Source organism: Dyella sp. (genome assembly GCF_035503745.1).
Classification (GTDB): Bacteria; Pseudomonadota; Gammaproteobacteria; order Xanthomonadales; family Rhodanobacteraceae; genus Dyella_B.
Genome location: NZ_DATJTC010000018.1, coordinates 108,740 through 131,946 on the forward strand (window position 1 = coordinate 108,740; position 23,207 = coordinate 131,946).

Here is a 23,207-nt window from a genome sequence, read left to right on the forward strand (position 1 = left end):
TGCGATGCAAGCGCGGGGCGTGGCATCAAGTGGCCGATTCGTGCTGCGCGTGCAGTTTCATCACGGCCTGCTGCACGTCGGGCGAAAAATCGGTCATCTCGAACATTTGCCGCAGCTCGATGGTCTCGCCGGGCGTCAGCGGGCAGCGCGCAGCCCATGCCAGGGCCTCCTCGCGCGAGGCTACGTCCAGTACCCAGTAGCCGCCGATCGCTTCCTTGGCTTCGGCGAACGGCCCGTCGGTGACGGTGGTCTTGCCATCGACCGAACTTACGCGCGCGCCGCCGGACGAGGGCGGATGAAGGCCATCCAGCGCCAGCAGCACGCCTGCGCGTTGCAGGGCGAAGTTGTACTGCATCATCCGCTCGATCGATTCCAGGCTCGGCCTGATATCGGGCGCGGCGTGGCTGTAGTCGGCCGGCAGCATAAGCATCATGAAACGCATGGCGGTGTCCTCTTCGTTATTGCTGCGCAATGATCACCATCCAGCCCAGGCCGAAGCGATCGACCACCATGCCGAAATAGGGCGAGAAAAAGGTCTTGGACAGCGGCATGTGCACGCTGCCGCCATCGGCGAGCGCGGCGAACACGCGATCGGCCTCGGCCGTGCTGGCGACGGCGAGCGATAGCGAAAAGCCCTGGAAGCGGGTGTCCTGGTTGACGCAATCGTCCGAAGCCATCAGTACCGAATCGCCGACGGTGAAGTTGCAGTACATGATGTGTTCGCCGTTGGCGTTCGCGGCGGGGCCGTCTCCGGGCGGCGCTTCCCTGTAGCGCATCAGCGCGTTGAGCCTGGCGCCCAGGTGCTGCTGGTAATAGGTGACGGCCTCTTCGCAACGGCCATTGAAGAACAGGTAAGGCTGAACGTACATCGTGGCTGCTCCGTGACAGGTCCTGGCATCCCGGTTGCGGTCGCCGTTTCCGGGGATCTGCATGAGCGACGAACCGGCCACCCCCGAATCGACAAGGGGCCGGTTTTTTTGCGAGGCCGGCGTCAGCGCAGGCTGGAGCGGCGCGCCACCAGCTTCACCGGCAGCAGTCGGGTTTCCACCGGTTCGTTGCGAATCAGCCGGAGCAGGTTGTCCACCAGGGTTTCGCCGGCCAGCTTGGTGTCCTGCAGCACGGTGGTGAGCGGGGGATTGAGGAAGCGCGCCATGGGAATGTCATCGAAGCCCGCCACCGCTACCTGCTCGGGCACCTGGATGCCGCGCGCGGCGAGCGCACCCATGGCGCCGATGGCAAGCAGATCGCTGGCGGCGAATACCGCGTCGAACGGCGCCCGGCGTTCCAGCAGGGTCTGCATGGCCGCGTGGCCGGCCTGTTCGGTGCTTTCGGCGGCATCCACCTGCAAGACCGGGTCGGCCGCCAGGCCCGCTTCCGCGAGCGCCGCGGCGTAGCCGCGGTAACGTTCGAAGAATTCCGGATAGTGGCTGGAGGCGTCGCCCAGGAAGGCGATACGCCGGCAGCCCTGTTCGATCAGGTGGGCGGCCACCGCGTGGCCGCCCTGAAAGTTGTCGCAGCCGATGGAGACGTCGGGCTGGTCGGGCAGCACCGCGCCCCAGCGCACCGTGCGCGTGCCCTGGGCGGCCAGCTTCTGCAGTTTGTCCAGGTAGGCCAGGTAGTCGCCGTAGCCGAGCAGGATGATGCCGTCGGCCTTCTTGGTGTCGGCGTAGTCCGCGTGCCAGTCGTAGGAGAACTGCTGGAACGAAATCAGCAGGTCGTAGCCGCGCTGTGCGCAGGCGCGGGTGATCGAGCCCAGCATGGACAGGAAAAATGGGTTGATGTGCGAGTCGTCCGCGGTGGGGTCCTCAAACAGCAGCAGCGCCAGGGTGCCCGAATGTTGCGAGCGCAGGTTCGAGGCGTTTTTGTCCACCTTGTAGTTGAGCTGGTCCGCCGCCGCCTTGATGCGCAGCCGCGTCTCCTCGCTCACCAGGGGGCTGTCCCGCAAGGCGCGGGACACCGTGGATTGCGAGACCCCGGTCAGGTGGGCAATGTCGAAGGAGGTGGCTTTGCCTTTGATCTGCACAGCGTGGCGACTCGTGACAGGGCGGCCGGGCTCCTCTTTTGAGCCCGCGTCATAACGGCATCCTAACGGTTCCGCCGGGTGAATGTCGTCAGCTGGCTGAAAGATTCGGTGGGCTGGAAGAGAGGCATAAAAAAAGCCCCGAGAACTTAGGGGGAGTTCTCGGGGCCGGGGAATCGGAGACCCAGGGGAGAGGTCCGATTCCGGTCGGCGGCCCAGGGAGGTGGGCGCCAGCGGATGCCGTTGCGTGCATCCATAACTTAGAACGGCCGGGCGGGCGAAAAGTTGCTTGGATCGTGCGAAAAAGCCCAAAACCGGTCAGCCGGTATTCATGTCCGCAAGCCGGTGCGGCACGCTGGCCAGGCACGCCCCATACATGGGCGGGAGGCGGCCATTGGCACCCCATGCCTCAGTGCGCTTCGTCCCAGTTGCTGCCCACGCCGACGTCCACGATCAGCGGTACGCTCAGCGTGGCCGCGCCGGACATGCGTGCGCGCACTTCCTCGCGTACGGTATCGACGGCATCGGCACGTACTTCGAACACCAGTTCGTCGTGCACTTGCATCAGCATGTGCGCGTCGTCGCGATCCTTCAGCCAATCGGCGACGGAGATCATCGCGCGCTTGATGATGTCGGCGGCGGTGCCCTGCATCGGCGCATTGACCGCCGCGCGTTCGGCGCCCGCGCGCAGCGCCTGGTTGCGCGCGGTGAGGTTGTCCAGGTAAAGGCGCCGGCCAAACAGGGTTTGCACATAGCCATCGCGATGCGCGCGTTCGCGCGTGGCCTCCATGAACGCGTGCACGCCCGGATAGCGCGCGAAGTAGCGTGCCATGTAGTCGCTGGCCTGGCCGCGATCGACGCCAAGCTGGCGCGCCAGGCCGAAGGCGCTCATGCCGTACATCAGGCCGAAGTTGATCGCCTTGGCCGCACGGCGCTGGTTGCTGGTGACGTCCTCCGGCGCGATTGCGAACACTTCGGCGGCGGTGGCGCGATGGATGTCGCCGCCTTCCTTGAACGCGCGCACCAGGCCTTCATCGCCGGAAAGATGCGCCATGATGCGCAGCTCGATCTGCGAATAGTCCGCCGCCATCACTTTCCAGCCTTGCGGCGCGATAAACGCCTGGCGGATGCGCCGGCCTTCTTCGGTACGCACGGGGATGTTCTGCAGGTTGGGGTCGTTGGAGGAAATGCGCCCCGTCGCCACCGCGCCCTGGTGATAGCTGGTGTGCACCCGGCCGGTGCGCGGGTTGACGATCTCGGCCAGCTTTTCGGTGTAGGTGGAGCGCAGTTTCGCCAGGCCGCGATATTCGAGAATGAGGCGCGGCAGCGGATGATCGTCGGCGATGGCTTCCAGCGCTTCCTCGTTGGTGGAAGGTTGCCCGGTGGGTGTTTTCAGTTTCGCGGGCAGGCCCAGTTCGTCGAACAGGATCGCCTGCAGCTGCTTGGGCGAATCGAGATTGAAGTCGTGGCCGGCGGATTTGAACGCCTCCTGCTGCAGCTCATGCATGCGCTTGCCCAGGTGCTGGCTTTGCTTGCGCAATTCGTTCACGTCGATCAGCACCCCGCGCTGCTCCATGCCGGCGAGCACGGGCACCAGCGGTATCTCGATCTGTTCGTAGACTTTTAGCAAGGTGGGCTCGCTTTGCAGCAGCGGCCACAGCGCGTGATGCAGGCGCAGCGTAATGTCGGCGTCTTCGGCGGCGTAGCGGCAGGCGGTGTCCAGGTCCACCTGCGAAAAGGAAATCTGCTTGGCGCCTTTGCCGGTCACCGCCTCGTACTTGACGGTTTCATAGCCCAGGTATTTGCGCGCAAGCGAATCCATGTCGTGGCGCGTGGCGGTGGCGTTCCACACATACGATTCGAGCATGGTGTCGTGCTTGAGCCCTTGCACCACGATGCCGTAGTGCGAAAGCACGTTCATGTCGTACTTGGCGTGCTGGCCGACCTTGGGGCGGCGCGGATCTTCCAGGATCGGCTTGAGCGCATCGAGCACGTGCTCGCGCGGCAGTTGCGCGGGTGCGCCGGGGTAATCGTGCGCAAGCGGGATGTAGCAGGCGTGGCCCGGCTGTAGGGCAAGGCTGATACCGACGATGTCGGCAAGCATCGGATCGATGCTGGTGGTTTCGGTGTCGAACGCGACCAGCGGCGCATCGTGCAGGCGCGCGAGCCATTGGGCCAGCTGTTCGGACGTGGTGACCAGTTCGTAATGGCCTTCGCCGGCCAGATCCACGGCGGGCATCGGCTCGGCGTGCGGCGTCTGCGCGGGAGCGGCCGCTGGTGGCGTTGCCTGCGCCGCTGGCGATGCCGCTGCCGTGCTATCGAGATCTTTCAGGGCGGCCTTGAATTCGTAGCGCGTGAACAATTCGCGCAACGCCGCCACGTCGCGCTCGCGCGGGGTGAGTTGCGTAACGGTGGTGTCCAGCGGCACGTCGAGCTTGATGGTGACCAGCTCGCGCGACAGCGGCAGCGCGGGCAGCGCCTGGCGCAAGTATTCGCCGATCTTGCCGCCGATCTTGTCCGCGTGCGCGATCACGCCGTCGAGCGAGCCGTATTCGGCCAGCCATTTGGCGGCAGTCTTGGGGCCGCACTTGGTGACGCCGGGGACGTTGTCCACGGTGTCGCCGGTGAGGCTGAGAAAGTCGATGATCTGCTCGGGCCTCACGCCGAATTTTTCCACCACGCCCTGCGTGTCCATGGTGGTGTTGGTCATGGTGTTGATCAGCGTGATGCCCGGGCGCACCAATTGCGCCAGATCCTTGTCGCCGGTGGAGATCGTTACCGCGATGCCGTGCTGGTGCGCCTGCGTGGCGAGCGTGCCGATCACGTCGTCCGCTTCCACGCCGCTGACGCGCAGGATCGGAATGCCCAGCGCGCCCACGATCGACAGCATCGGCTCGATCTGCGTGCGCAGCTCGTCCGGCATCGGCGGGCGGTTGGCCTTGTACTTGTCGTACAGCACGTTGCGGAAGGTGGGGCCGGACGCGTCGCTGACGAAGGCCACGTAGTCGGGCCTGGCCTTCAGCGTGGAGCGCAGCATGTTGACCACGCCGAACAGCGCGCCGGTGGGTTCGCCTTGCGCGTTGCTTAGCGGCGGCAGTGCGTGAAAGGCGCGGTAGAGGTACGAGGAGCCGTCGATCAGGGTAAGGTTTGGCATGCGGGCATTCTCGCACGCCGATGGAAGGCTCCGGTTCACGGGGTGGCCGACGGGCCGCTGCTATGCTTGGCGTCCCTAACGAGGTGAACGTCATGAAACCCGCTGTCTGCCTATTTGCCCTGTCTGCCCTGGCGCTGTCGCCCGTGTTCGCGCAGACGTCGTCGTCCTCGTCGGCCCCGCATTTCGCCCCCGCGCCGCCGCCGCCGGGCATGAACGACCCGGGCGTCAATCCTTCCAAGGAGCCGGCCCCCGCCAGCACGGCCGCTTCCGCCCCGGTTTCCTCGCCGGCGGAGCTTGAACCCAGCCATATGGAAAGCAAGCCGATCCCGATGCCCAAGATGCCGGGCGCGCCGGCCGGCCGCGATGCCAACGGGCAGCCGCCGCCGGACGTGCAGGTGCACCAGGAGGGCGACAATACGATTCAGGTGTACCGGGAGAACGGCCGTGTCTACATGGTGGTGGTAACGCCCAAGGTCGGCCCGACCCAGATCTACAACGTCGATCCGGACGGCCATATGCTCGATCCGAACGGCCAGCCGCCGGTGAAGCCGGTGATGTACAAGATCATGCAGTGGGGCAATAGCAAGCCGGCATCGGCTTCATCGTCCGGCGACAACGGTTCCTGAGTTTCCTTTCCGCACCACGTTGGAGACGCGCATGCATCCGCGCGAAAGCTGGTTGCTGTTTGCGCTGGGTTCGGCGTTCTTCGCCGCGTTGACGGCGTTGTTCGGCAAGCTGGGCGTGGCGGGGATCAATTCCAATCTCGCCACGTTCATTCGCACGCTGGTGATCCTGGCGGTGACGGCAGGCATCCTGAGCTTGCGCGCGGAGTGGGCGAAGCCTTCGGGCTTGCCATGGCGTAGCTGGGTGTTTCTGGTGCTGTCCGGTGTCGCGACCGGGCTTTCCTGGCTGTGTTATTACCGCGCGTTGCAGTTGGGGCCGGTGAGCAAGGTGGCGCCGATCGACAAGCTCAGCGTGGCGATGGCGATCGTGCTTGGCATCTTGGTGTTGGGTGAGCGGCCGAGTTGGGCGGTGCTGGTGGGCGGGGTATTGATCGTGGCCGGATCGTTGGTGATTGCGCTGTTTTAGCGGGTGGGTTTTGGGCGGGTTGCTGCGGTGTTGCTTGCGACACGCGTTATTGCCGTCATCTCGCGCGTGGGCCGGCCCCGAAGGGCTCAGCGAGGTGAATCTTCATTTTCTTTCTGTGCTTTATCGCCAGATTGCTCGCCTGCGCGGCGGGCGTTACGTCCGCCTGCCGGCGGCCGAGTTACCTTTCTTTGCCTTGCCCAATGAAAAGGTAACCCAAAGAAAGGGCACCCCGGAGAGCATGCCCTTCGGGTACGCGAACGGGTTGCGGTGGCTTTCGACAGGGCGTCCTGCCCTGTCGAAACACTGGCTGGCATCCATGCCAACCACCCTTCGGGCTTTCCTCCACCCGTTCGCCGCGCTCTACGGGGCCCCCGTTAAGAGCAGCGCGCGAAGGGCGCACTATTTGGAGAAGCAAAATCTAAGGCGAAGAACGAAGGCGAAGAGCCAGGACCAAAAGCGTTGCCGCTGCGGGCGCGGTGTTGGTGGAAAGTAATGGGGGATTGCACGTTCGGCAGATTGACGAAACGCACGCCGCGCGAAAAAGCGAACTGGCGATGGCGCGCAGAAAGAAACCAAGGCCACGGGACTGCGACCTGTACGGGAGTGACGGCTACGCAAGACGGCATCAGCCATCAAGCGAAGTGTTGTTCAACTCGCCGGATCCAGCGCGCGGTAATGGCGAAAGATTCCTTGTTCATTGAACGCGACACGCCGCGCCGATTGCAGATACGCGGCAATATTAGGCCGATCGGCAACCCGCTCGGCCAGCGCACGCAGTCGCGGTATGCGTCCGCGCATGCGTTGCATGGCGTAGGGAAACGCATAATCGAGTCCGCTGACCAGTTGGAACAGCGACAAATCCACATACGAATGGCGGCTCAGTGCCTGCCTGCCGTTGCCGCGTTCGATCACGCTTTCGAAGTAGAGCAGAAACTTCGGCAAGCGTTCTTCGCGAAATACCTTGGCGCGCTTGCGCGCGGGCGCGCGCTGTTCTTCGTAGTATTGGCTCGCCGCAATGGGGTGATGGGTATCGTGCGCTTCCATCACGACATCGCCAATGGTTTGTTGCAGTTGCTGCGCATGAAACTCGGCGGCCTCGCCGCCGGGCACCAGGCCCAGGCGCGGCCCGAGATAGGCGAGGATGGTACCGGTCTGCGCGATGACCAGGCGGCCGGCCTTGAGGAACGGTGGTGCGAATGGCAACGCGCCATCGTGCATGCCGTCCAGGTAGTTCATGATGGCCTTGTCGCCGCGTTTGCGCGCAACGTCCAGGTAGTCGGCGCCGGCATCTTCCAATGCCAGTCGCACGAATTCGCCGCGCCCCTGGATGCCGGTCCAGTAATACAGTTCGTAACGCATCGCCGTGTCCGCGTAGCCGCCTGCCTCTAGCCTACGCCATGGCGGTTCAATCCGATGTGAGAATGCCGTTTGCGGCCAATAAGCGCAGGCGTTCCCACACCAGCGCGGCGAGCGGCGAGAGCGAGCGATGGTGGCGGCGGATCAGCATTACGCTGCGTTGCTCGGTCGGCGTCAGCGGGCGTATTGCCAACGAGGGCGGCGGTGCGGAAAGCATCGGCGTGATGGTGATGCCGAGCCCTGCTTCCACCATGCGAAATGCCGTATAGGTGTGACCGGTCTGTTGCACCACGTTGGCCTCTACGTTGTGCTTGTGCAGCGCCTCGTCGATCAGGCGGCGGCTGCCGGAGGAATAGTCCAGCAGAATCAGGGGCTGGTTTTGCAGTTTTTTCCACGCCACCGTTTTCAATCGCGCCAACGGATGGCTGGGCGGGCAGGCGAGGCAGAACGGATCGCGCGTGATCGTTTCGCAATCGAAATCGCCGCCTTCCGGCGGATCGATGGCGATGCCGAAGTCCACTTCGCCGCCGCGCACGCTGTCCAGCACCAGCGTCTGCGCCTGGTCGGACAACTGGATGCTCAGTTCCGGATAGTGGCGCGCGCAATCGGCGATACATGCCGGCATCAGGCTGGCGGAGAGTGTGGGCACCGACGCAATGCGCACTTTGCCGCGCCGCCGCTCGCCTTCCGAATGCACGTGTTCGAGCACCTCTTCCAACTCGTCCAGCACGCGCTCGATCGCGCTTTCCAGGTAACGGCCGGCTTCGGTGGGGACCACCTCGCGCGTGTTGCGGTCGAACAGGCGCACGCCCAGCTCTTCTTCCAGGTCGGCGATGTGCCGGCTTACCGCGGGCTGGCTCAGGTGCAGATGCTCGGCCGCGCGGCGGAAGTGGCGCTGGCGGGCCACCGCCAGGAATGCACGCAACTGCCGCAGGCTGATATTCATGCTCATTTAGTATCAATGAATACAATAAAACGATTTGATTTATCAATAGGCGGGCAGTGCAATACGCGCCAATCCCCCATGCTTTTCGGTGATCGCCATGTCACTGCGCCGTTTCCTGCCGGACAATTTCACCCTCTGCCTGATCGCCACGGTCATCACGGCGAGCTTATTGCCGTGCCGGGGCGGCGCGGCCCAGGTATTTAACCTGCTGACGGACCTTGCCATCGCGCTGCTGTTCTTTCTGCATGGCGCGAAGCTGTCGCGCGAGGCGGTGGTATCGGGGCTTACCAACTGGCGTCTGCACCTGACGGTGCTGGCCAGCACCTTCGCGCTGTTTCCGCTGCTGGGGCTGGCGCTGAAGCCGATCCTCGCGCCGCTGGTTACGCCGGAGCTTTATATCGGCGTGTTGTTTCTGTGCACCTTGCCCTCCACCGTGCAGTCGTCGATCGCGTTTACCTCGATGGCGCGCGGCAATGTGTCGGCGGCGGTGTGTTCGGCGTCGGCGTCGAGCCTGATCGGCATCGTGGTCACGCCACTGCTGACGGGCGTGGTACTGCAATCGCATGGTGCCGGTGCCATGTCGTGGGGCGCGGTGGGCGATATCGTGTTGCAGTTGTTCGTGCCGTTCGTGGCCGGACAGGTAGCGCAGCGCTGGATCGGCGGATGGGTGCAGCGGCATCGTCCGCTGATCGGCATGGTCGATCAGGGCTCGATTTTGCTGGTGGTGTATACCGCGTTCAGTGCGGCCGTGCTGCAGGGCTTGTGGAAGCAGGTGCCGCTGCCGGTACTCGGCGGTTTGCTGATCGTCAATGCGGTGCTGCTGGCGGTGGCGTTGATCGTTACGCGTTACGGTTCGCGTGCACTGGGCTTCGATCGCGATGATGAAATCACCATCGTGTTCTGCGGCTCGAAGAAAAGCCTGGCCAGCGGCGTGCCGATGGCGAAGGTGCTGTTTCCCGCGCACGCGCTGGGCATGATCGTGCTGCCGATCATGCTGTTCCACCAGATCCAGCTGATGACGTGCGCGGTGCTGGCGCGCCGCTATGCCGAGCGCGCCGGGGTCAACCGCTCCCGCAGCATCGGCCCCGCCGAAACCGCGGCGGCCGACTGAGGGATCGCGCCAACATCAGTGCCGGAAGTGGCGCATGCCGGTGAACACCATCGCCATGTCGTGTTCGTCGGCGGCGGCGATCACTTCGGCGTCGCGCATCGAGCCGCCTGGCTGGATCACCGCGCGAATGCCTGCGGCCGCCGCGGCGTCGATGCCGTCGCGGAACGGGAAGAATGCATCGGAGGCCATCACCGAGCCGCGCACTTCCAGCTTTTCGTCGGCGGCCTTGATGCCGGCGATGCGCGCGCTGTAAACGCGGCTCATCTGCCCGGCGCCGATGCCGATGGTCTGGCGGTCGCGTGCGTAGACGATGGCGTTGCTCTTGACGTACTTGGCTACTTTCCAGGCGAAGATCAGGTCGTTGATCTCCTCGGCGGTGGGCGTGCGGCGCGTGACGATCTTCAGGTCGTTGGCGGTGATCATGCCGCGGTCGGCGGTCTGGATCAGCAAGCCGGAGCCGACGCGGCGCGCGTCGTTGCCCGGATGCGCGGCGTTCAAGTCGGCATCCTTGGGCACCGGGATTTCCAGCACGCGTACGTTGGTCTTCTTGGCGAAGGTCTTTAGTGCATCGTCCGTATAGCCCGGCGCCAGCACCACTTCCACGAATTGACGGTCGACGATCGCACGCGCCGTTTCGGCATCCACCTGGCGGTTGAATGCGATGATGCCGCCGAAGGCCGAGGTGGGATCGGTTTGGAAGGCCAGATCGTAGGCGCGCTGGATGCCTTCGAGGCTGACCGCGACACCGCAGGGATTGGCGTGCTTGACGATGACGCAGGCGGGCTTGACGAAGCTGCGCACGCACTCCCACGCCGCATCCGAATCGGCGATGTTGTTGAACGACAGTTCCTTGCCCTGTAACTGGCGCAGCGTCGCGAGCGTGCCGGGCGACGGATACAAATCGCGATAAAACGCCGCCTGCTGATGCGGATTTTCGCCGTAGCGAAGATCCATCACTTTCACGAAACGGCCATTGGCCTGGCCCGGGAACGCTTCGTGGCCGGCGATGGCATCCTGCGCATCGTTGAGCTTCAAGCCGGAGAGATAATCGCTGATCGCGGCGTCGTAATTGGACACGCGATTGAACGCGTCGACGGACAGCTTGAAGCGCGTGGCGCGGGTGAGGCCACCGTGTTGTTCGATCTGCGTCAGCGCTTCGTCGTATTGGTCGGGCGAGGTGAGCACGCCGACGTCGTTCCAGTTCTTGGCCGCCGAGCGCAGCATTGCCGGGCCGCCGATGTCGATGTTCTCGATCGCCTGCTCCAGCGTGCAGTCGGGGCGCGCCACGGTGGCTTCGAACGGATACAGGTTCAGCACCAGCAGGTCGATCGGGGCGATGTCCAGTTCGGCCATCACGGCATCGTCGGTGCCACGGCGTCCCAGCAGGCCGCCGTGGACCTTCGGGTGCAGGGTCTTGACGCGGCCGTCCATGATCTCGGGGAAGCCGGTGAGTGCGCTGACGTCCTGCACGGCCACGCCGGCTTCGCGCAGGGCCTTGGCGCTGCCGCCGGTGGAAAGCAGTTCCACCTTGGCGGCGGCCAGGCGGCGGCCCAGTTCGATCAGCCCGGTTTTATCCGAAACGCTGATCAAGGCGCGGCGGACGGGGGTGACGGCGGATGCGGACATGGCGGTTTCCGAAGCGGTAAAGCCGCGCATTATAGCGCGCCACGGCATGGCCTGCCGTAGCGCGCATGGAATCGGTTTGGATGGCTAAATGGCGATGCGCGCTATACGCGCAGTCGGATCAAAGCAAGCCGTGCGCGGCGAGCTTTTTGCGCAGCGTGGCGCGGTTGATGCCCAGTACCGCCGCGGCGCGGCTCTGGTTGCCGTCGTGGAACGCGAGCACTTCGCGCAGCAGGGGGCCTTCGACTTCGCGAATGACCAGCGCGTGCAGGCCTTCGTCGCACGAGGTGTCGCCGATGTCCGCCAGGTAGCGGCGAACGGTGCGACTGACGCATTCACTCAGTGCGCTCTGCGACGAGGACGCGGATTCACGAACGGCCTCGTTGGCAGGCAGTCTGACGGCGTTCAAGGACATTTCCCCTCACGTACTCACGCAACGGCTGCATTGGCCGTCGCCATGTTTATGGCAGTTACCGCTTACGCGGCGGTTTGGCAAACGCGCTCAAGCTTTACGCGAGGGATCGAGTGTACTCGCGGTCGGCGACAAAATTAAGAGGTGGCGCCAGGAAAAATGCTAACGCTAGGCGGGACAGGCACTAAGCGCAGGTTATTCAAAGCTAAGATCAAAGGCGACGGCCTTGCGGCCGGGATCTTCCACTTCGAAGATCAACGCCGTGCTTGCGCCGGGGGGCAGTCCTTGCCGCAATTGCTCGGTGTCGTCAAGGTATTCATACGGATTGAGCCGGCGCATGGCCAGCACTTTGCCGTTGGCGTCAGAAAGGCGAATGGTTACCACCGGCCATGGTTGCGTGAACGGGGCATCGTTGCGCAAAGTGGCGCTTATCAGCAGCGCGCCGGGTACGGTGGGATGCGTCTGCACGTCACGTGCCAACAAGTGCAGTTGCGCGACATCGCGCACCTCGGGCAAGCGGCAGTTCAGCGCGGCGCAAGCTTGTCTGAGCATCCCGCCTACGGTGGGGTCGGCCACCAGCGTATCGCGCAATGCCCACGCAAGCTGCGCGCAAAGGCCCAGCAACAAGGCGACACAGGCCAGTACCCATGGCCAGCGACGCGCACGCGTGTCGCGCTGTTCGCGCGCGAAGCGCGGCGTAACGATCAGGTCGGCGAAGGCGTCCTGCGCGGCCTGTGTTTCGGATGTCGCCGCGTCGGGCTCGGTTTCCGGTTTGGGCCGATAAACCACCAGCTCGACATGCGGCGGCTCCACGCCCGGCTCGTGCGAGGGCAGCTCGGTAAACGGTTCAGGCGGAAGCTGATCGGCAAGCGTGCTGATGCTGTCGAAGCCGGCGCCGCAATGACCGCACATGACAAAGCCGTGCGCTTGCGCGAGCGTGCGCGCATCCACTGCAAACACGGACATGCATTCAGGGCATTGCGTATACATGCTTGGGAATGGCTTTTTGCGTTCGCTTGCTGTCCCTTTCGGGAACAGGGTCGGGATGAAGGGGCGGGGCTTGCATTGATCTCATCGAAGCGTACTTCCAATCACCCGCAACGCAAGGCTGTCACCTCATCCGACCCGCTTGGCGGGGCTTAGAAGGCGCGGCGATGGCCGCTGATGCGGACCCAGTCTTGGCATATGTCCACACGCAATGCATCGAACCACGGGGCATAACGCGCAAGCAGCTCGTCCTCCTGGCCCTTGAGGATGCCGGAGATGGCGAACGGCGCGCCGGGCCGGGTGGCGGCGGCGAAGGTCGGCGCCAGTTCGCCCAGCGGGCCGGCCAGGATGTTGGCGACGAAGACATCGGCCGGCTCGCCCGCGAAATCCTCGGGCAGGTACAGCGCCAGCCGTTCGGCGACGTCGTTGCGTTCGGCGTTGTTGGCCGAGGCGATAAGCGCCTGCGGGTCGTTATCGATGCCCACCGCGGCGGCCGCGCCCAGCTTCAGCGCCGCGATGGCAAGAATGCCCGAGCCGCAGCCGAAATCGATCACGCGCTTGCCGGCCAGTTGTTGGCCGTCCAGCCATTCCAGGCACAGCGCAGTGGTGGGATGGGTGCCGCTGCCGAAGGCCAGGCCCGGATCCAGCCGCACGACGATGCTGTCGTCCTCGGGCGGCTCGATGTTCCACGGATAGATCCACAGCCGCCGCCCGAACGGCATGGGCTTGAACTGGTCCATCCATGCGCGTTCCCAGTCTTCGTCGGCCACGTCGCGAAAGATCAGCTGCTCCGGTTCGAGCCAGGGCAGCAGTTCGCCCAGAGCTTGCGCCAGCCCCCGGCGATCGGTGTCGGCATCGAAGAGTGCGTTGAGGGTGATGGTGGGCCACAGCGGCAATTGGCCCACGCCCGGTTCGAAGATGGCTTGTTCGTCGGGCGTTTCGGCGTCGGCGTCCTGCAGCGTGATCGATAGCGCGCCCAGGTCGTCCAGCGCTTCCTCGACGCGGGGCTGCTGTTCGGCGCGGGCAATCAGGGAGAGTTCGAGCCAGGGCATGGGCGGTCCGTGCAGCGTGAGAAAGGGTTTGACGGATTTTCCCTCTCCCCGCTAGGGAGAGGGTAGGCTCAAGGGGCCATCTTGCGATGAGCGTCACCTGGCAACGAATGTCGCTGCCAGGTGGCCGCAGGGATGGCCGCTTGCCTCAATCGTCCTCCTCGCTCTTCAGGGCACGGCCGTCCTTGGCCGCTCCCTGCATCCCCAAGGGGAGAGGAGGAAAAGCATGCCGATCAATGCCCGCTATGCGGATGTTCCTTGTGTTCGGCCATGCGCTTTTCCAGGTAGTGGATGTTTTGTCCGCCTTGCTGGAAACCCACGTCGTTCATGATGCGCTGCTGCAGCGGAAGGTTGCACTTGACCCCTTCGATCACGGTTTCGGCCAGCGCAAGGCGCATGCGCGCGATGGCTGTTTCGCGATCCGGGCCATGCACGATCAGCTTGCCGATCATCGAATCGTAGTTCGGCGGAATCTTGTAACCGTCGTACAGATGCGTATCCACGCGCACGCCGGGGCCGCCCGGCGCTTCGAAACGCTTTACGGTGCCTGGCGAGGGCATGAAGGTTTCCGGGTCTTCCGCGTTGATGCGGCACTCGATCGCATGGCCCTGAATCTTGACGGCTTCCTGCTTGATCGAAAGCTTTTCGCCCGCGGCGATGCGCAACTGCTCGCGCACCAGATCCACGCCGGTGATCAACTCCGTCACCGGATGTTCCACCTGGATGCGAGTGTTCATTTCGATGAAGTAGAAATGGCCGTTCTCGAACAGGAATTCGAATGTGCCCGCGCCGCGATAGCCGATGCGCAGGCATGCATCCACGCATACCTTGCCGATCTGCGCGCGCAGTTCCGGCGTGACGCCCGGCGCGGGCGCTTCTTCGACCACTTTCTGGTGGCGGCGCTGCATCGAACAATCGCGCTCGCCCAGGTGGATGGCATTGCCCTGGCCGTCGGCCAGCACCTGGATTTCCACGTGGCGCGGATTTTCCAGGAATTTCTCCATGTACACCTGGTCGTTGCCGAACGCCGCCTTGGCCTCCTGCTTGGTCATGGTGATGGCGTTGCCCAGGTGCGCCTCGGTGCGCACCACGCGCATGCCGCGACCGCCGCCACCGCCGGAGGCCTTGATGATCACCGGATAACCGATCTCGCGCGCGATGCGCATGTTTTCTTCGACGTTTTCGCCGAGCGGACCGCCGGAGCCGGGCACGCACGGCACGCCCGCGGATTTCATCGCGCGGATCGCTTCGACCTTGTCGCCCATCATGCGAATCACCTCGGCGGTCGGGCCGATGAAAATGAAGCCCGATTGCTCCACTTGCTCGGCGAAGTCCGCGCGTTCGGCCAGGAAGCCGTAGCCGGGATGGATCGCGTTGGCGTCGGTGATTTCCGCTGCGGCGATGATGCGCGGAATGTTGAGGTAGCTGTCGACCGAAGGCGCGGGCCCGATGCAGATGGCTTCATCGGCAAGGCCTACGTGCTTGAGATTGCGATCGGCGGTGGAGTGCACCGCCACGGTCTTGATACCGAGGCTGTGGCACGCGCGCAGGATGCGCAATGCGATTTCGCCGCGATTGGCGATAACGACCTTTTCGAGCTTCTGCATTGTCGTCAGACCAAGGTTAGGCGATCACGAACATCGGCTGGTCGAATTCCACCGGCTGGCCGTTGTCGACCAGGATGGCCTGCACGGTGCCGCCGACGTCGGCCTCGATCTGGTTGAACATCTTCATCGCCTCGATGATGCCCAGCGTCTCGCCGGCCTTCACCTGCTGGCCCACTTTCACGAACGCTGCGGCGCCCGGGGTGGCCGAGGCGTAGAAGGTGCCGACCATCGGCGCCTTCACCACGTGGCCGGCGGGAAGGCCGGGGACGGCCGGCTCCGCCGCGGCCGGGGCCGCAGCGACCGGCGCGGCGGCGACCGCGGCGGGTGCGGGCATCTGCACGGTGGGCGCGCTGGCGACGGTGACCGTTCCCTTGGGCACGCGGGACAGGCGGACGACTTCTTCGCCTTCCTTGATTTCAAGTTCCGCGAGGTTGGACTCCTCGAGCAGGTCGATCAGTTTTTTGATCTTGCGCAGATCCATGGGGCTTGCCTTCTCAGGGTCTGGGGGCCACAGCTTGGCGGCCGGAAAGTGAACGAAAGTGGTAAATGCGGACTAGCCGGCAGGCTTGGGTTCAAGTTTGGCGAGCGCGGCATTCAGCGCCAGGCGGTAGCTGTCGCTGCCGAAGCCGCAAATGACGCCCACCGCCAGATCCGACAGATAAGAGTGGTGCCGGAACGGCTCGCGGGCGTGCACGTTGCTCATGTGCAGCTCGATAAAGGGGATCGCCACCGCCGCCAGCGCGTCGCGCAGGGCGACGCTGGTGTGGGTGAACGCGCCGGGATTGATCAGGATGAAGGCGATCTGCTCATCGCGCGCCTGGTGGATGCGTCCGATCAGCTCGTGCTCGGCGTTGGACTGATACCAGGCAAGCTCATGCCCCGCCGCCTGGGCGCGCTGGGCCAAGGTGTTGTTGATGTCGGCCAGCGTTTCCCGGCCGTAGATCTCCGGTTCGCGCGCACCGAGCAGGTTGAGGTTGGGTCCGTGCAGGACCAGCAGCTTTGCCATGGATGGCTCCAGGCGCCCCCGGGCGCCTCGGAATGGGCGCAGTGTGATGCCATCCGGTGATGTTGTCCAGTTCGGCGCAGATCGACGATGTTTGACGGAGAAGTGCGCGTTAAACCGTGCGTGGACGTATGTAGCCTGGAAACCGCATCAGGGCGCGGTTGCCGGCGTCAGCCAGTGGGCCAGCTGCTGGGCGTCCAGTGGCCCGCGGCGGGTGGCAAGGATGCGTCCGTTCGCGTCCAGCAGCACGCTGAAAGGCAGCACTTCGTCGCCGTCACCCAGGCGCAGCGAGGTGCTGGGCTCGCCGAGCTGACCGATCAGGACCGGATAATCGACCGGATGAGCGGCGAGAAATGCCCGTACGTTGGCAGGATCATCCATCGCGATACCCAGCACGATCGCTCCCTGATCGCCGAACTTGCGCTGGGCCGCGTTCAACTGGGGCATCTCTTTGAGGCAGGGCACGCACCAGCTTGCCCAGAAATTGAGCAGCACGCGTTGACCGCGGTAGTCCGACAGGCGATGTTCCTTGCCGTCCATGCCCACGAGTGCCAGGTCCGGGCGAAGATCGCCGACGTTCGCCACTTGGACGCCCGCTGGCACGCGGGCCAGACGGCTTTCGTGTTGCAGCCAGCCGCCCGCGATGGCGGCCAGCAGGGCGAAGCCGAGGATCAGCAGATTGCCGCGGCTCAGCATGCTTCTGCCGCCTCCCCTGCGTGCGGCAGGGGAGGGCTGGGGTGGGGTGAAGCCTTCCCATAGGGCAAAAGCGTAACCCCCTCCCAGCCTCCCCCTGCAAGCAGGGGGAGGGGCGGGTGCGGCGTCATTTGGCCACCTTGGTCAGCGCGTCTTCGGCTGAACAGGTTGCCGCGACTCAGCATGCTTGTGCCCCCTCCCCTGCGTGCAGCAGGGGAGGGTCGGGGTGGGGTGAAGCCCTTCCCATAGAGCAAGCGCGTAACCCCCTCCCAGCCTCCCCCTGCAAGCAGGGGGAGGGGTGGGCACGGCGTCACTTGGCCACCTCTGTCAGCGCGTCTTCGGCTGAACAGGTTGCCGCGACTCAGCATGCTGGTGCCCCCTCCCCTGCGTGCAGCAGGGGAGGGTCGGGGTGGGGTGGAGCCCTCCCTATAGAGCAAGCGCGTAACCCCCTCCCAGCCTTCCCCTGCAAGCAGGGGGAGGGGCGGGCGCGGCGTCATTTGGCCGCCTCGGTCAGCGCGTCTTCAACCAGCGCCGAGGTCAGCACGGTCGGCAACTGCTTGCCCGGGCCGCCATCCTTCGGAAAAACCACATAAAGCGGCACGCCCGGCGAGTGGTACTGCGCGAGGAAGGCCGAGATGGTGGGGTTCACGTCGGTCCAATCGCCCTTCATATAGACCGTTCCGGTGCGCTTGAGCAGCGCGTGGAAACTGCCGCCATCGAGTACTGCGTGCTCATTGGCCTTGCAGGTGACGCACCAGTCGGCGGTCATGTCCACGAACACCGGCACGCCCTGGCTGCGCAGTGCGGCGAGTTTTTCCGGCGAGTAGGCCACCGCGCCGCCGGAGAGGGCGGCGGTAGCCTGCGTACTCGCGGGCAGGGTGGCGAGGTCATACATCGGCACCAGCGTGATCAGCGCCAACAGCGCGACGCCGGCACGACTGGGCAGACCTTGTCCGCGGCTGCGCTCGAACCACCACAGCGTCATCGCCAGCAACACCGCCGCCACCATCAGCAGGCCCACCGCATCGGCGCCGCGCTGGTTTGCCAGCACCCACGCCAGCCACGCCGCCGTCAGGTACATCGGAAACGCCAGCACCTGCTTGAGCGTTTCCATCCAGCTTCCCGGGCGTGGTAGCAAGCGCGACAACGCCGGTACGAGACCTATCGCAAGAAACGGCAGAGCAAGCCCAAATCCCAGCACGATGAACACGCACAATGCATCCAGGGCGGGCGCGGCGAACGCATACGTCAGCGCCGGGCCCATGAGTGGCGTCGTGCAGGGACTTGCGACCACTACCGCCAACACCCCGGTAAAGAAATCGCCAGCGGCGCCGGAGCGATTGGCCAGCGAACTGCCAGTGTTGCCTAGCGACGCGCCGAACTGCACGACCCCCGACATCGACAACGCCACCGCGAACATCACCAGCGACAGCGCTGCGACCAACAGCGGGTTTTGCAACTGAGTGCCCCACGCCGCTCTCAAAGCGATGATCACCAGCCCAAGGGTGATGAAGCTGGCTAGCACGCCCGCCGAATACATGAATGCGTGCGAACGGCGCCGCGCGGGACTCTCGCCGCTCTCGACCAGTCCAACAACCTTGATTGACAACACGGGCAACACGCACGGCATGAAGTTCAGCAGCAATCCGCCGCCGAGCGCGAGCAGCAACGCATACAGCAGGCCGATATCGGATGAACCGCCCTTGAGGTTGGCCGGCGGCATTTCCGGTGCCGGTCCTGCCACGGTTTGGCCCGTAGCGGTACCGCCCACGAGATCGATGTTCGCCTGGCGCGTCATCAGCGGATAGCACAAGCCGCCATCCTGGCAGCCTTGGAAACTGGCGTTGAGCGCGAGCGACTTCAATGCCGACACATCGCCGTTCACCGTCACCGGCAGGTCCACTTCATCGAAATACACGGTGGTGTTGCCCAAGTGCGCGTCCTGGTGCAGCGTGCCGGCCGGCCACGCCGGTGTCAGCGACAACTGCGGCGCGTCCTGCAACGACAGCGTGGTCTGGTCGCGATACAGGTAATAGCCCTTGGGCATGGTCCAGCGCAGCAGCAGGTGATGCGCATCCTGTGCGATGGCCTCGAAGTGAAACGCCTGCTCGGCCGGCAACGGCGCACCGTGGTTTGCATCCAGCGACGTGGGCAGCGATGTAGGCGGCGCACCGAGCGCCGCGCTCAGCTTGTTTGCGCCGCCAGGCGCGGCGGGAACGGCAAGATCCAGCTGCTCGGTATGGGGCGGGTAGCAGACCTTCGGATCGGTTTCGTGACAGCCCTGGTAGCGCACGCTCAGCGTCAGCCGGGTGGTGCCGGGAGCGAGCGTGTAGGGAATGGTGGCGTCGATGCTGTGGTGATAGGTCTCGACCGGGCCCAGGTACTGATCGTCGTGCTTCTCCCCATCGGGCAACTGCGGCGTGCCCAGGGTGACGCCGTCGCCGCCTTTGAAATTCATGCGGCCGCGATAAAGGTAGTAGTCCTGCGCGATGGTCCAGTGCAGTTTCAGTACGCCGGGCGTGCCGGCGTCGGCGCTCAGCTTGTACGCCTCGGTAACCGGCAGCAGGTTGGCGGTGTCCTGGGCCAGGCCTGCCGTGGCACCGCACAGCAAGGCCAGCAGGACCAGCAGATGGACCGCGGCGCGGCCTTGGAAAAACGAACGCATGGGGACTCCAGCAGGCTCGATGGCGCTCAAGTGCGAGGGGATATGAGGGATTATGGCTCAGCTTCGGTCGCTTCCAACGCAGCCGTGGGAGTGGCGCGTGGACGCAGCACGCCGGTGGTCAGCGCAACGCCGAGCAGGATGACCGCGCAACCGCCCGCCATCGCGATCGTTACGGTTTCGCCCAGGAACACCGCGCCCCACAGCACACCGAACACCGGGATCAGGTACAGCACCGCCATCGACCGTGTCGAACCGACGCGTGCCAGCAGCCGGTAGAACAGCACCAGCGCGAGCGAGGTACAGCAGCTGGCCAGGCCAATCATCGCCGCCCAGGCCGGCAGCGTGGGTGTCTTGGCCGGCCATAGCCACACGGTGAACGGCAGCAGTATCACCGCCGCCGCCAACTGGCTGCCGGCGGCGATGCCCAGCGGCGACACCTCGCGCAAACGCCGGTGGCTGTAATGGACGCCGAAGGTATAGCAGACATTGGCGCCCAAACACGCCGCCATTGCCCAGCCTGCGGTGGCGCCGCCATGCCCGAAGCCGATGGTGCCGCCGATCAGCCACACCACGCCGGTCAGGCCGATCAACAGCCCGGCGCCACGGGAAGCATCGAGTTTTTCGTTGAGCCACAGCCAGCCCGACGCCGCCACCAGCAGCGGTGCGATGGCATCGAAGATCGCCGAGAGCCCCGCTGGCAGGCTTTGGGCCGCGTAAGCGAACAACACGAACGGCAACGCCGAATTGACCAGGCCGATCAAGCTAATTGCACGCCAATGCGCACGCATTTCCGCCAGCCGCTGGCGCGAAAGCAACAGCGGCAGCGAGCAGATCGCCGCGCCGATCGCGCGCGCGCCGGCCATCGCCATGCCGCCGAACTGGTTGGCGCCCATGCGCATGAACAGGAACGACGCCCCCCACAGGGCGCCCAGCAGCAACAGCACGGCGACGTCGGACTTTTTCATGGGCGGCATTCAGGAGGGTTCGCAGGCACCTAATTTAGGCGCGCGCACTGACAGAGCCTGTCAGTAGACGTTTCGTTTGTTGGCGGCCAAAGGTTTCACGGCCTGGCGCCCTGGCCGAACAGCACGCGGCGTTCCTCTTGGGAGACGGCTTGCTGCCGGGGCGCGTAGACGTTTTCCACGCCCTCATAAGTGCGCAAGGTGGCCGGACGGGTTGCGATGGCGTCGAACCAGCGCTTGAGATGCGGAAAATCGCTCAGCTTCTGCCCGTGCGCCTCGTGCGGCACGATCCACGGATAGCAGGCGATATCGGCGATCGAAAAATCGCCTGCTACGAACGCATGATCGGCCAGCTGCCGGTCGAGCACGCCGTACAGGCGATGCGTTTCGCGCGTATAGCGGTCGATCGCGTAAGGCACCTTTTCCGGTGCATAGACATTGAAATGGCCGATCTGTCCGGCCATCGGCCCGAGCCCGGCCATCTGCCAGAACAGCCATTGCAGCACGCGGGCGCGGCCGTGGATGTCGGAGGGGATCAGGCGGCCGCACTTTTCCGCCAGATACAGCATGATCGCGCCCGATTCGAACAACGTGATCGGTGCGCCGCCGCCGGCCGGTTCGTGATCGACGATCGCCGGGATCTTGCCATTGGGCGAGATGGCCAGAAAGTCCGGCCGGAACTGCTCGCCCTTGCCCAGCGCCACCGGCATCAGGCGGTAGGCGAGGGCCGCCTCTTCCAGAAACAGCCGGGCCTTGAGGCCATTCGGGGTGGGGGAAAAGTACAGATCGATCATGGTGCAGGTTCCATGGCGGCGTAGCGGTGGCTGGAGCCAAGACTAGGCTTGGCAGTGGCTGGGCAAAATAGCCACCTTATGGCATGTGCACATAACCACTTGCCGCCCGGTCGCGCCGATGCTCAGTCCGCTCCGGCGCGGCGCACCCAGTCCAGATAGGCGCCGTGGCCCAGTTCCACCGGCACCGCGATCAGCTCCGGCAGCTCGTACGGGTGCAGGGCGAGCACGCGCTCCTTGAGCGCCTCCAGGCGCGCTGCGGTGGTCTTGATCAGCAGCAACTCCTCGCTGTCGGTGGTCACTTCGCCTTTCCAGCGGTAGGTGGAATGCACCGCCGGGATGCGGTTGACGCACGCGGCCAGCCCTTCGCTGACCAGAGCGTGCGCCAGGTGCTGCGCGCTGTCGGCGTTGGGGCAGGTGCAGTAGCAAAGCAAAACGGTATCGGGATCGGCCATGGCGGTGTTTCCTGGGCAATCATTTCCTGGACATCAGGCCGTAGTTGCCAAATTTCTCGATCACTTGCGTCACTTCCTCATCGTTCAGCAGCACCGGCTTGCCCACCTGCAATGCGATGGCGTACTGCCTGGCCAGGGTTTCCACTTCGATCGCGCGCCACATCGCCTGTTCCATGGTCGCGCCGGCGGCGATCATGCCGTGGTTGGCCATCAGGCAGGCCAGGCGTCCGTCCAAGGCACGCACGACCGCGTCGGACAGCTCCTGGGTGCCGTAGGTGTAGTAGTCCGAGCAGCGGATCGAATCGCCGCCGCCCACCGCGATCATGTAATGCGCGGCGGGAATGTCCATCCGGCACATCGCAAGCCCGGTGCTGTAGGGCGGATGCGCGTGGACGATGGCGTGCACATCAGGGCGCGCGGCGTAGATGTCGCGGTGAAAGCGCCATTCGCTGGACGGAGCGCGGGTGTGCTCGTAACGTCCGTCCATCGCCACCGGCACGATGTCCTGGGCGGCGATCTCGCCGTAGGGCATGCCGCTGGGGGTGATCAAAAAGCCCTGCCCATGGCGGATGCTCAAGTTGCCCGAGGTGCCCTGGCTCAGGCCCGAGGGCGTCAGCTTCAACCCGTGGGCGACGATCTGGTCGCGTAATGTCCGTTCCGTGCTCACTGCCTGGCTGCCCGATCGTTCTGTGGAGACCCGGCATCGTCGGCATTTTTGCCCGCCGTGTCATCTGCGCGCGTGGCGAGGGGGCATTCGGGGCCTCATTTCAGAACCACGTCGTTTCGGCCGGCCCCTTGAAAGCCGACCGCCAACCCTTATTGAGCCTTGCAGAGCTCGACCGGCCCCTATACCAGGGGTTTTTTTGGAGGCTAAAATTGGCACTCGTGCTTCCTGAGTGCTAACAGCCTGCAAGGGCCGGCACCGGGGTCGCCCACATTTTCTTACCTCAAGCCATAGCTGGAGTTTTCCCATGAGCAAACTGCGTCCGCTGCACGATCGCGTCATCGTCAAGCGCCTGGAAGAGGAGCGTGTCTCCGCCGGCGGCATCGTCATCCCCGACAGCGCCACCGAGAAGCCGACCCGCGGCAAGGTCATCGCTGCCGGCGAAGGCCGCATCCTGGAAGACGGCAAGGTCCGTCCGATGTCGGTCAAGGCGGGCGAAGTGGTGCTGTTCGGCAAGTACGCCGGCCAGGAAATCAAGATCGACGGCGAAGAGCTGGTCTTCCTGAAGGAAGACGACATCGTTGCGGTGATCGAAGGCTGATCGGCCTCTCCCGCCCCTC

Annotated in this window: 23 protein-coding genes; 4 read left to right on the top strand and 19 right to left on the bottom strand. The window is 64.7% G+C overall.

Going from position 1 to position 23,207, the window contains the following annotated elements; translation table 11 throughout:
* Positions 1 to 25 precede the first annotated feature (25 nt).
* The 4 genes from VME63_RS07175 to polA all read right to left on the bottom strand — a co-directional run bounded on the left by VME63_RS07175 (position 26) and on the right by polA (position 5,174).
* Complete coding sequence (locus VME63_RS07175; RefSeq protein ID WP_325431730.1) at positions 26 to 442, bottom strand: YciI family protein; 417 nt, start codon at positions 440 to 442, stop codon at positions 26 to 28.
* 16 nt (positions 443 to 458) lie between these two features.
* The gene (locus VME63_RS07180; protein WP_325431732.1) at positions 459 to 869 is read right to left on the bottom strand and encodes a VOC family protein; all 411 of its coding nucleotides are present in this window, start codon (positions 867 to 869) and stop codon (positions 459 to 461) included.
* 122 nt (positions 870 to 991) lie between these two features.
* Complete coding sequence (locus tag VME63_RS07185) at positions 992 to 2,023, bottom strand: LacI family DNA-binding transcriptional regulator (RefSeq protein ID WP_325431734.1); 1,032 nt, start codon at positions 2,021 to 2,023, stop codon at positions 992 to 994.
* 406 nt (positions 2,024 to 2,429) lie between these two features.
* Positions 2,430 to 5,174 carry a DNA polymerase I gene (polA, locus tag VME63_RS07190; protein ID WP_325431736.1) on the bottom strand — a complete coding sequence of 915 codons (2,745 nt, stop codon included), beginning with the start codon at positions 5,172 to 5,174 and terminating at the stop codon, positions 2,430 to 2,432.
* A 92-nt stretch (positions 5,175 to 5,266) separates the two neighbouring features.
* Between polA and VME63_RS07195 the strand changes: the two genes are divergently transcribed.
* The gene (locus tag VME63_RS07195) at positions 5,267 to 5,800 is read left to right on the top strand and encodes a DUF2782 domain-containing protein (protein WP_325431738.1); all 534 of its coding nucleotides are present in this window, start codon (positions 5,267 to 5,269) and stop codon (positions 5,798 to 5,800) included.
* 31 nt (positions 5,801 to 5,831) lie between these two features.
* Positions 5,832 to 6,263 (top strand): EamA family transporter, encoded by a 432-nt coding sequence (locus tag VME63_RS07200; RefSeq protein WP_325431740.1) that lies wholly within the window; start codon positions 5,832 to 5,834, stop codon positions 6,261 to 6,263.
* A gap of 648 nt (positions 6,264 to 6,911) precedes the next feature.
* On the opposite strand, the gene VME63_RS07205 is transcribed toward VME63_RS07200, so the two are convergent.
* Together VME63_RS07205 and VME63_RS07210 are read right to left on the bottom strand one after the other, a co-directional pair.
* The gene (locus VME63_RS07205; RefSeq protein ID WP_325431742.1) at positions 6,912 to 7,622 is read right to left on the bottom strand and encodes a glutathione S-transferase; all 711 of its coding nucleotides are present in this window, start codon (positions 7,620 to 7,622) and stop codon (positions 6,912 to 6,914) included.
* A gap of 46 nt (positions 7,623 to 7,668) precedes the next feature.
* Positions 7,669 to 8,571 carry a LysR family transcriptional regulator gene (locus VME63_RS07210; protein ID WP_325431744.1) on the bottom strand — a complete coding sequence of 301 codons (903 nt, stop codon included), beginning with the start codon at positions 8,569 to 8,571 and terminating at the stop codon, positions 7,669 to 7,671.
* A 91-nt stretch (positions 8,572 to 8,662) separates the two neighbouring features.
* Between VME63_RS07210 and VME63_RS07215 the strand changes: the two genes are divergently transcribed.
* Complete coding sequence (locus VME63_RS07215; protein ID WP_325431746.1) at positions 8,663 to 9,676, top strand: bile acid:sodium symporter family protein; 1,014 nt, start codon at positions 8,663 to 8,665, stop codon at positions 9,674 to 9,676.
* 15 nt (positions 9,677 to 9,691) lie between these two features.
* On the opposite strand, the gene purH is transcribed toward VME63_RS07215, so the two are convergent.
* From purH to VME63_RS07280, 13 genes are all read right to left on the bottom strand, one after another.
* The gene (purH, locus tag VME63_RS07220; protein WP_325431748.1) at positions 9,692 to 11,302 is read right to left on the bottom strand and encodes a bifunctional phosphoribosylaminoimidazolecarboxamide formyltransferase/IMP cyclohydrolase; all 1,611 of its coding nucleotides are present in this window, start codon (positions 11,300 to 11,302) and stop codon (positions 9,692 to 9,694) included.
* 118 nt (positions 11,303 to 11,420) lie between these two features.
* A complete protein-coding gene (locus VME63_RS07225; RefSeq protein ID WP_325431750.1) occupies positions 11,421 to 11,714 on the bottom strand; it encodes a helix-turn-helix domain-containing protein in 294 nt (97 codons plus the stop codon).
* Between the two features lie 192 nt (positions 11,715 to 11,906).
* Positions 11,907 to 12,701 carry a zinc-ribbon and DUF3426 domain-containing protein gene (locus VME63_RS07230; protein ID WP_325431751.1) on the bottom strand — a complete coding sequence of 265 codons (795 nt, stop codon included), beginning with the start codon at positions 12,699 to 12,701 and terminating at the stop codon, positions 11,907 to 11,909.
* Positions 12,702 to 12,850: 149 nt separating this feature from the next.
* Entirely contained in the window at positions 12,851 to 13,750 is a 900-nt protein-coding gene (gene prmA / locus VME63_RS07235) for a 50S ribosomal protein L11 methyltransferase (RefSeq protein WP_325431753.1), read from the bottom strand.
* Between the two features lie 230 nt (positions 13,751 to 13,980).
* A complete protein-coding gene (gene accC, locus VME63_RS07240; RefSeq protein WP_325431755.1) occupies positions 13,981 to 15,354 on the bottom strand; it encodes an acetyl-CoA carboxylase biotin carboxylase subunit in 1,374 nt (457 codons plus the stop codon).
* A gap of 16 nt (positions 15,355 to 15,370) precedes the next feature.
* Entirely contained in the window at positions 15,371 to 15,835 is a 465-nt protein-coding gene (accB, locus tag VME63_RS07245) for an acetyl-CoA carboxylase biotin carboxyl carrier protein (RefSeq protein ID WP_325431757.1), read from the bottom strand.
* Positions 15,836 to 15,907: 72 nt separating this feature from the next.
* Complete coding sequence (aroQ, locus tag VME63_RS07250; protein WP_325431759.1) at positions 15,908 to 16,360, bottom strand: type II 3-dehydroquinate dehydratase; 453 nt, start codon at positions 16,358 to 16,360, stop codon at positions 15,908 to 15,910.
* A 147-nt stretch (positions 16,361 to 16,507) separates the two neighbouring features.
* Complete coding sequence (locus tag VME63_RS07255; protein ID WP_325431761.1) at positions 16,508 to 17,053, bottom strand: TlpA disulfide reductase family protein; 546 nt, start codon at positions 17,051 to 17,053, stop codon at positions 16,508 to 16,510.
* A 490-nt stretch (positions 17,054 to 17,543) separates the two neighbouring features.
* Positions 17,544 to 19,715 (bottom strand): protein-disulfide reductase DsbD, encoded by a 2,172-nt coding sequence (locus VME63_RS07260; protein WP_325431763.1) that lies wholly within the window; start codon positions 19,713 to 19,715, stop codon positions 17,544 to 17,546.
* Between the two features lie 50 nt (positions 19,716 to 19,765).
* Positions 19,766 to 20,680 carry a DMT family transporter gene (locus VME63_RS07265; RefSeq protein WP_325431765.1) on the bottom strand — a complete coding sequence of 305 codons (915 nt, stop codon included), beginning with the start codon at positions 20,678 to 20,680 and terminating at the stop codon, positions 19,766 to 19,768.
* Positions 20,681 to 20,775: 95 nt separating this feature from the next.
* Positions 20,776 to 21,471 carry a glutathione binding-like protein gene (locus tag VME63_RS07270; RefSeq protein ID WP_325431767.1) on the bottom strand — a complete coding sequence of 232 codons (696 nt, stop codon included), beginning with the start codon at positions 21,469 to 21,471 and terminating at the stop codon, positions 20,776 to 20,778.
* A 122-nt stretch (positions 21,472 to 21,593) separates the two neighbouring features.
* Positions 21,594 to 21,923, bottom strand: coding sequence for a divalent-cation tolerance protein CutA (gene cutA / locus VME63_RS07275; protein ID WP_325431769.1), 330 nt, complete (start codon positions 21,921 to 21,923; stop codon positions 21,594 to 21,596).
* Positions 21,924 to 21,942: 19 nt separating this feature from the next.
* Positions 21,943 to 22,590: a class II aldolase/adducin family protein gene (locus VME63_RS07280; protein ID WP_325431771.1), complete on the bottom strand. Its 648-nt coding sequence runs from the start codon at positions 22,588 to 22,590 to the stop codon at positions 21,943 to 21,945.
* A 304-nt stretch (positions 22,591 to 22,894) separates the two neighbouring features.
* Between VME63_RS07280 and groES the strand changes: the two genes are divergently transcribed.
* A complete protein-coding gene (gene groES, locus VME63_RS07285; RefSeq protein ID WP_325431773.1) occupies positions 22,895 to 23,188 on the top strand; it encodes a co-chaperone GroES in 294 nt (97 codons plus the stop codon).
* Positions 23,189 to 23,207: the final 19 nt, after the last annotated feature.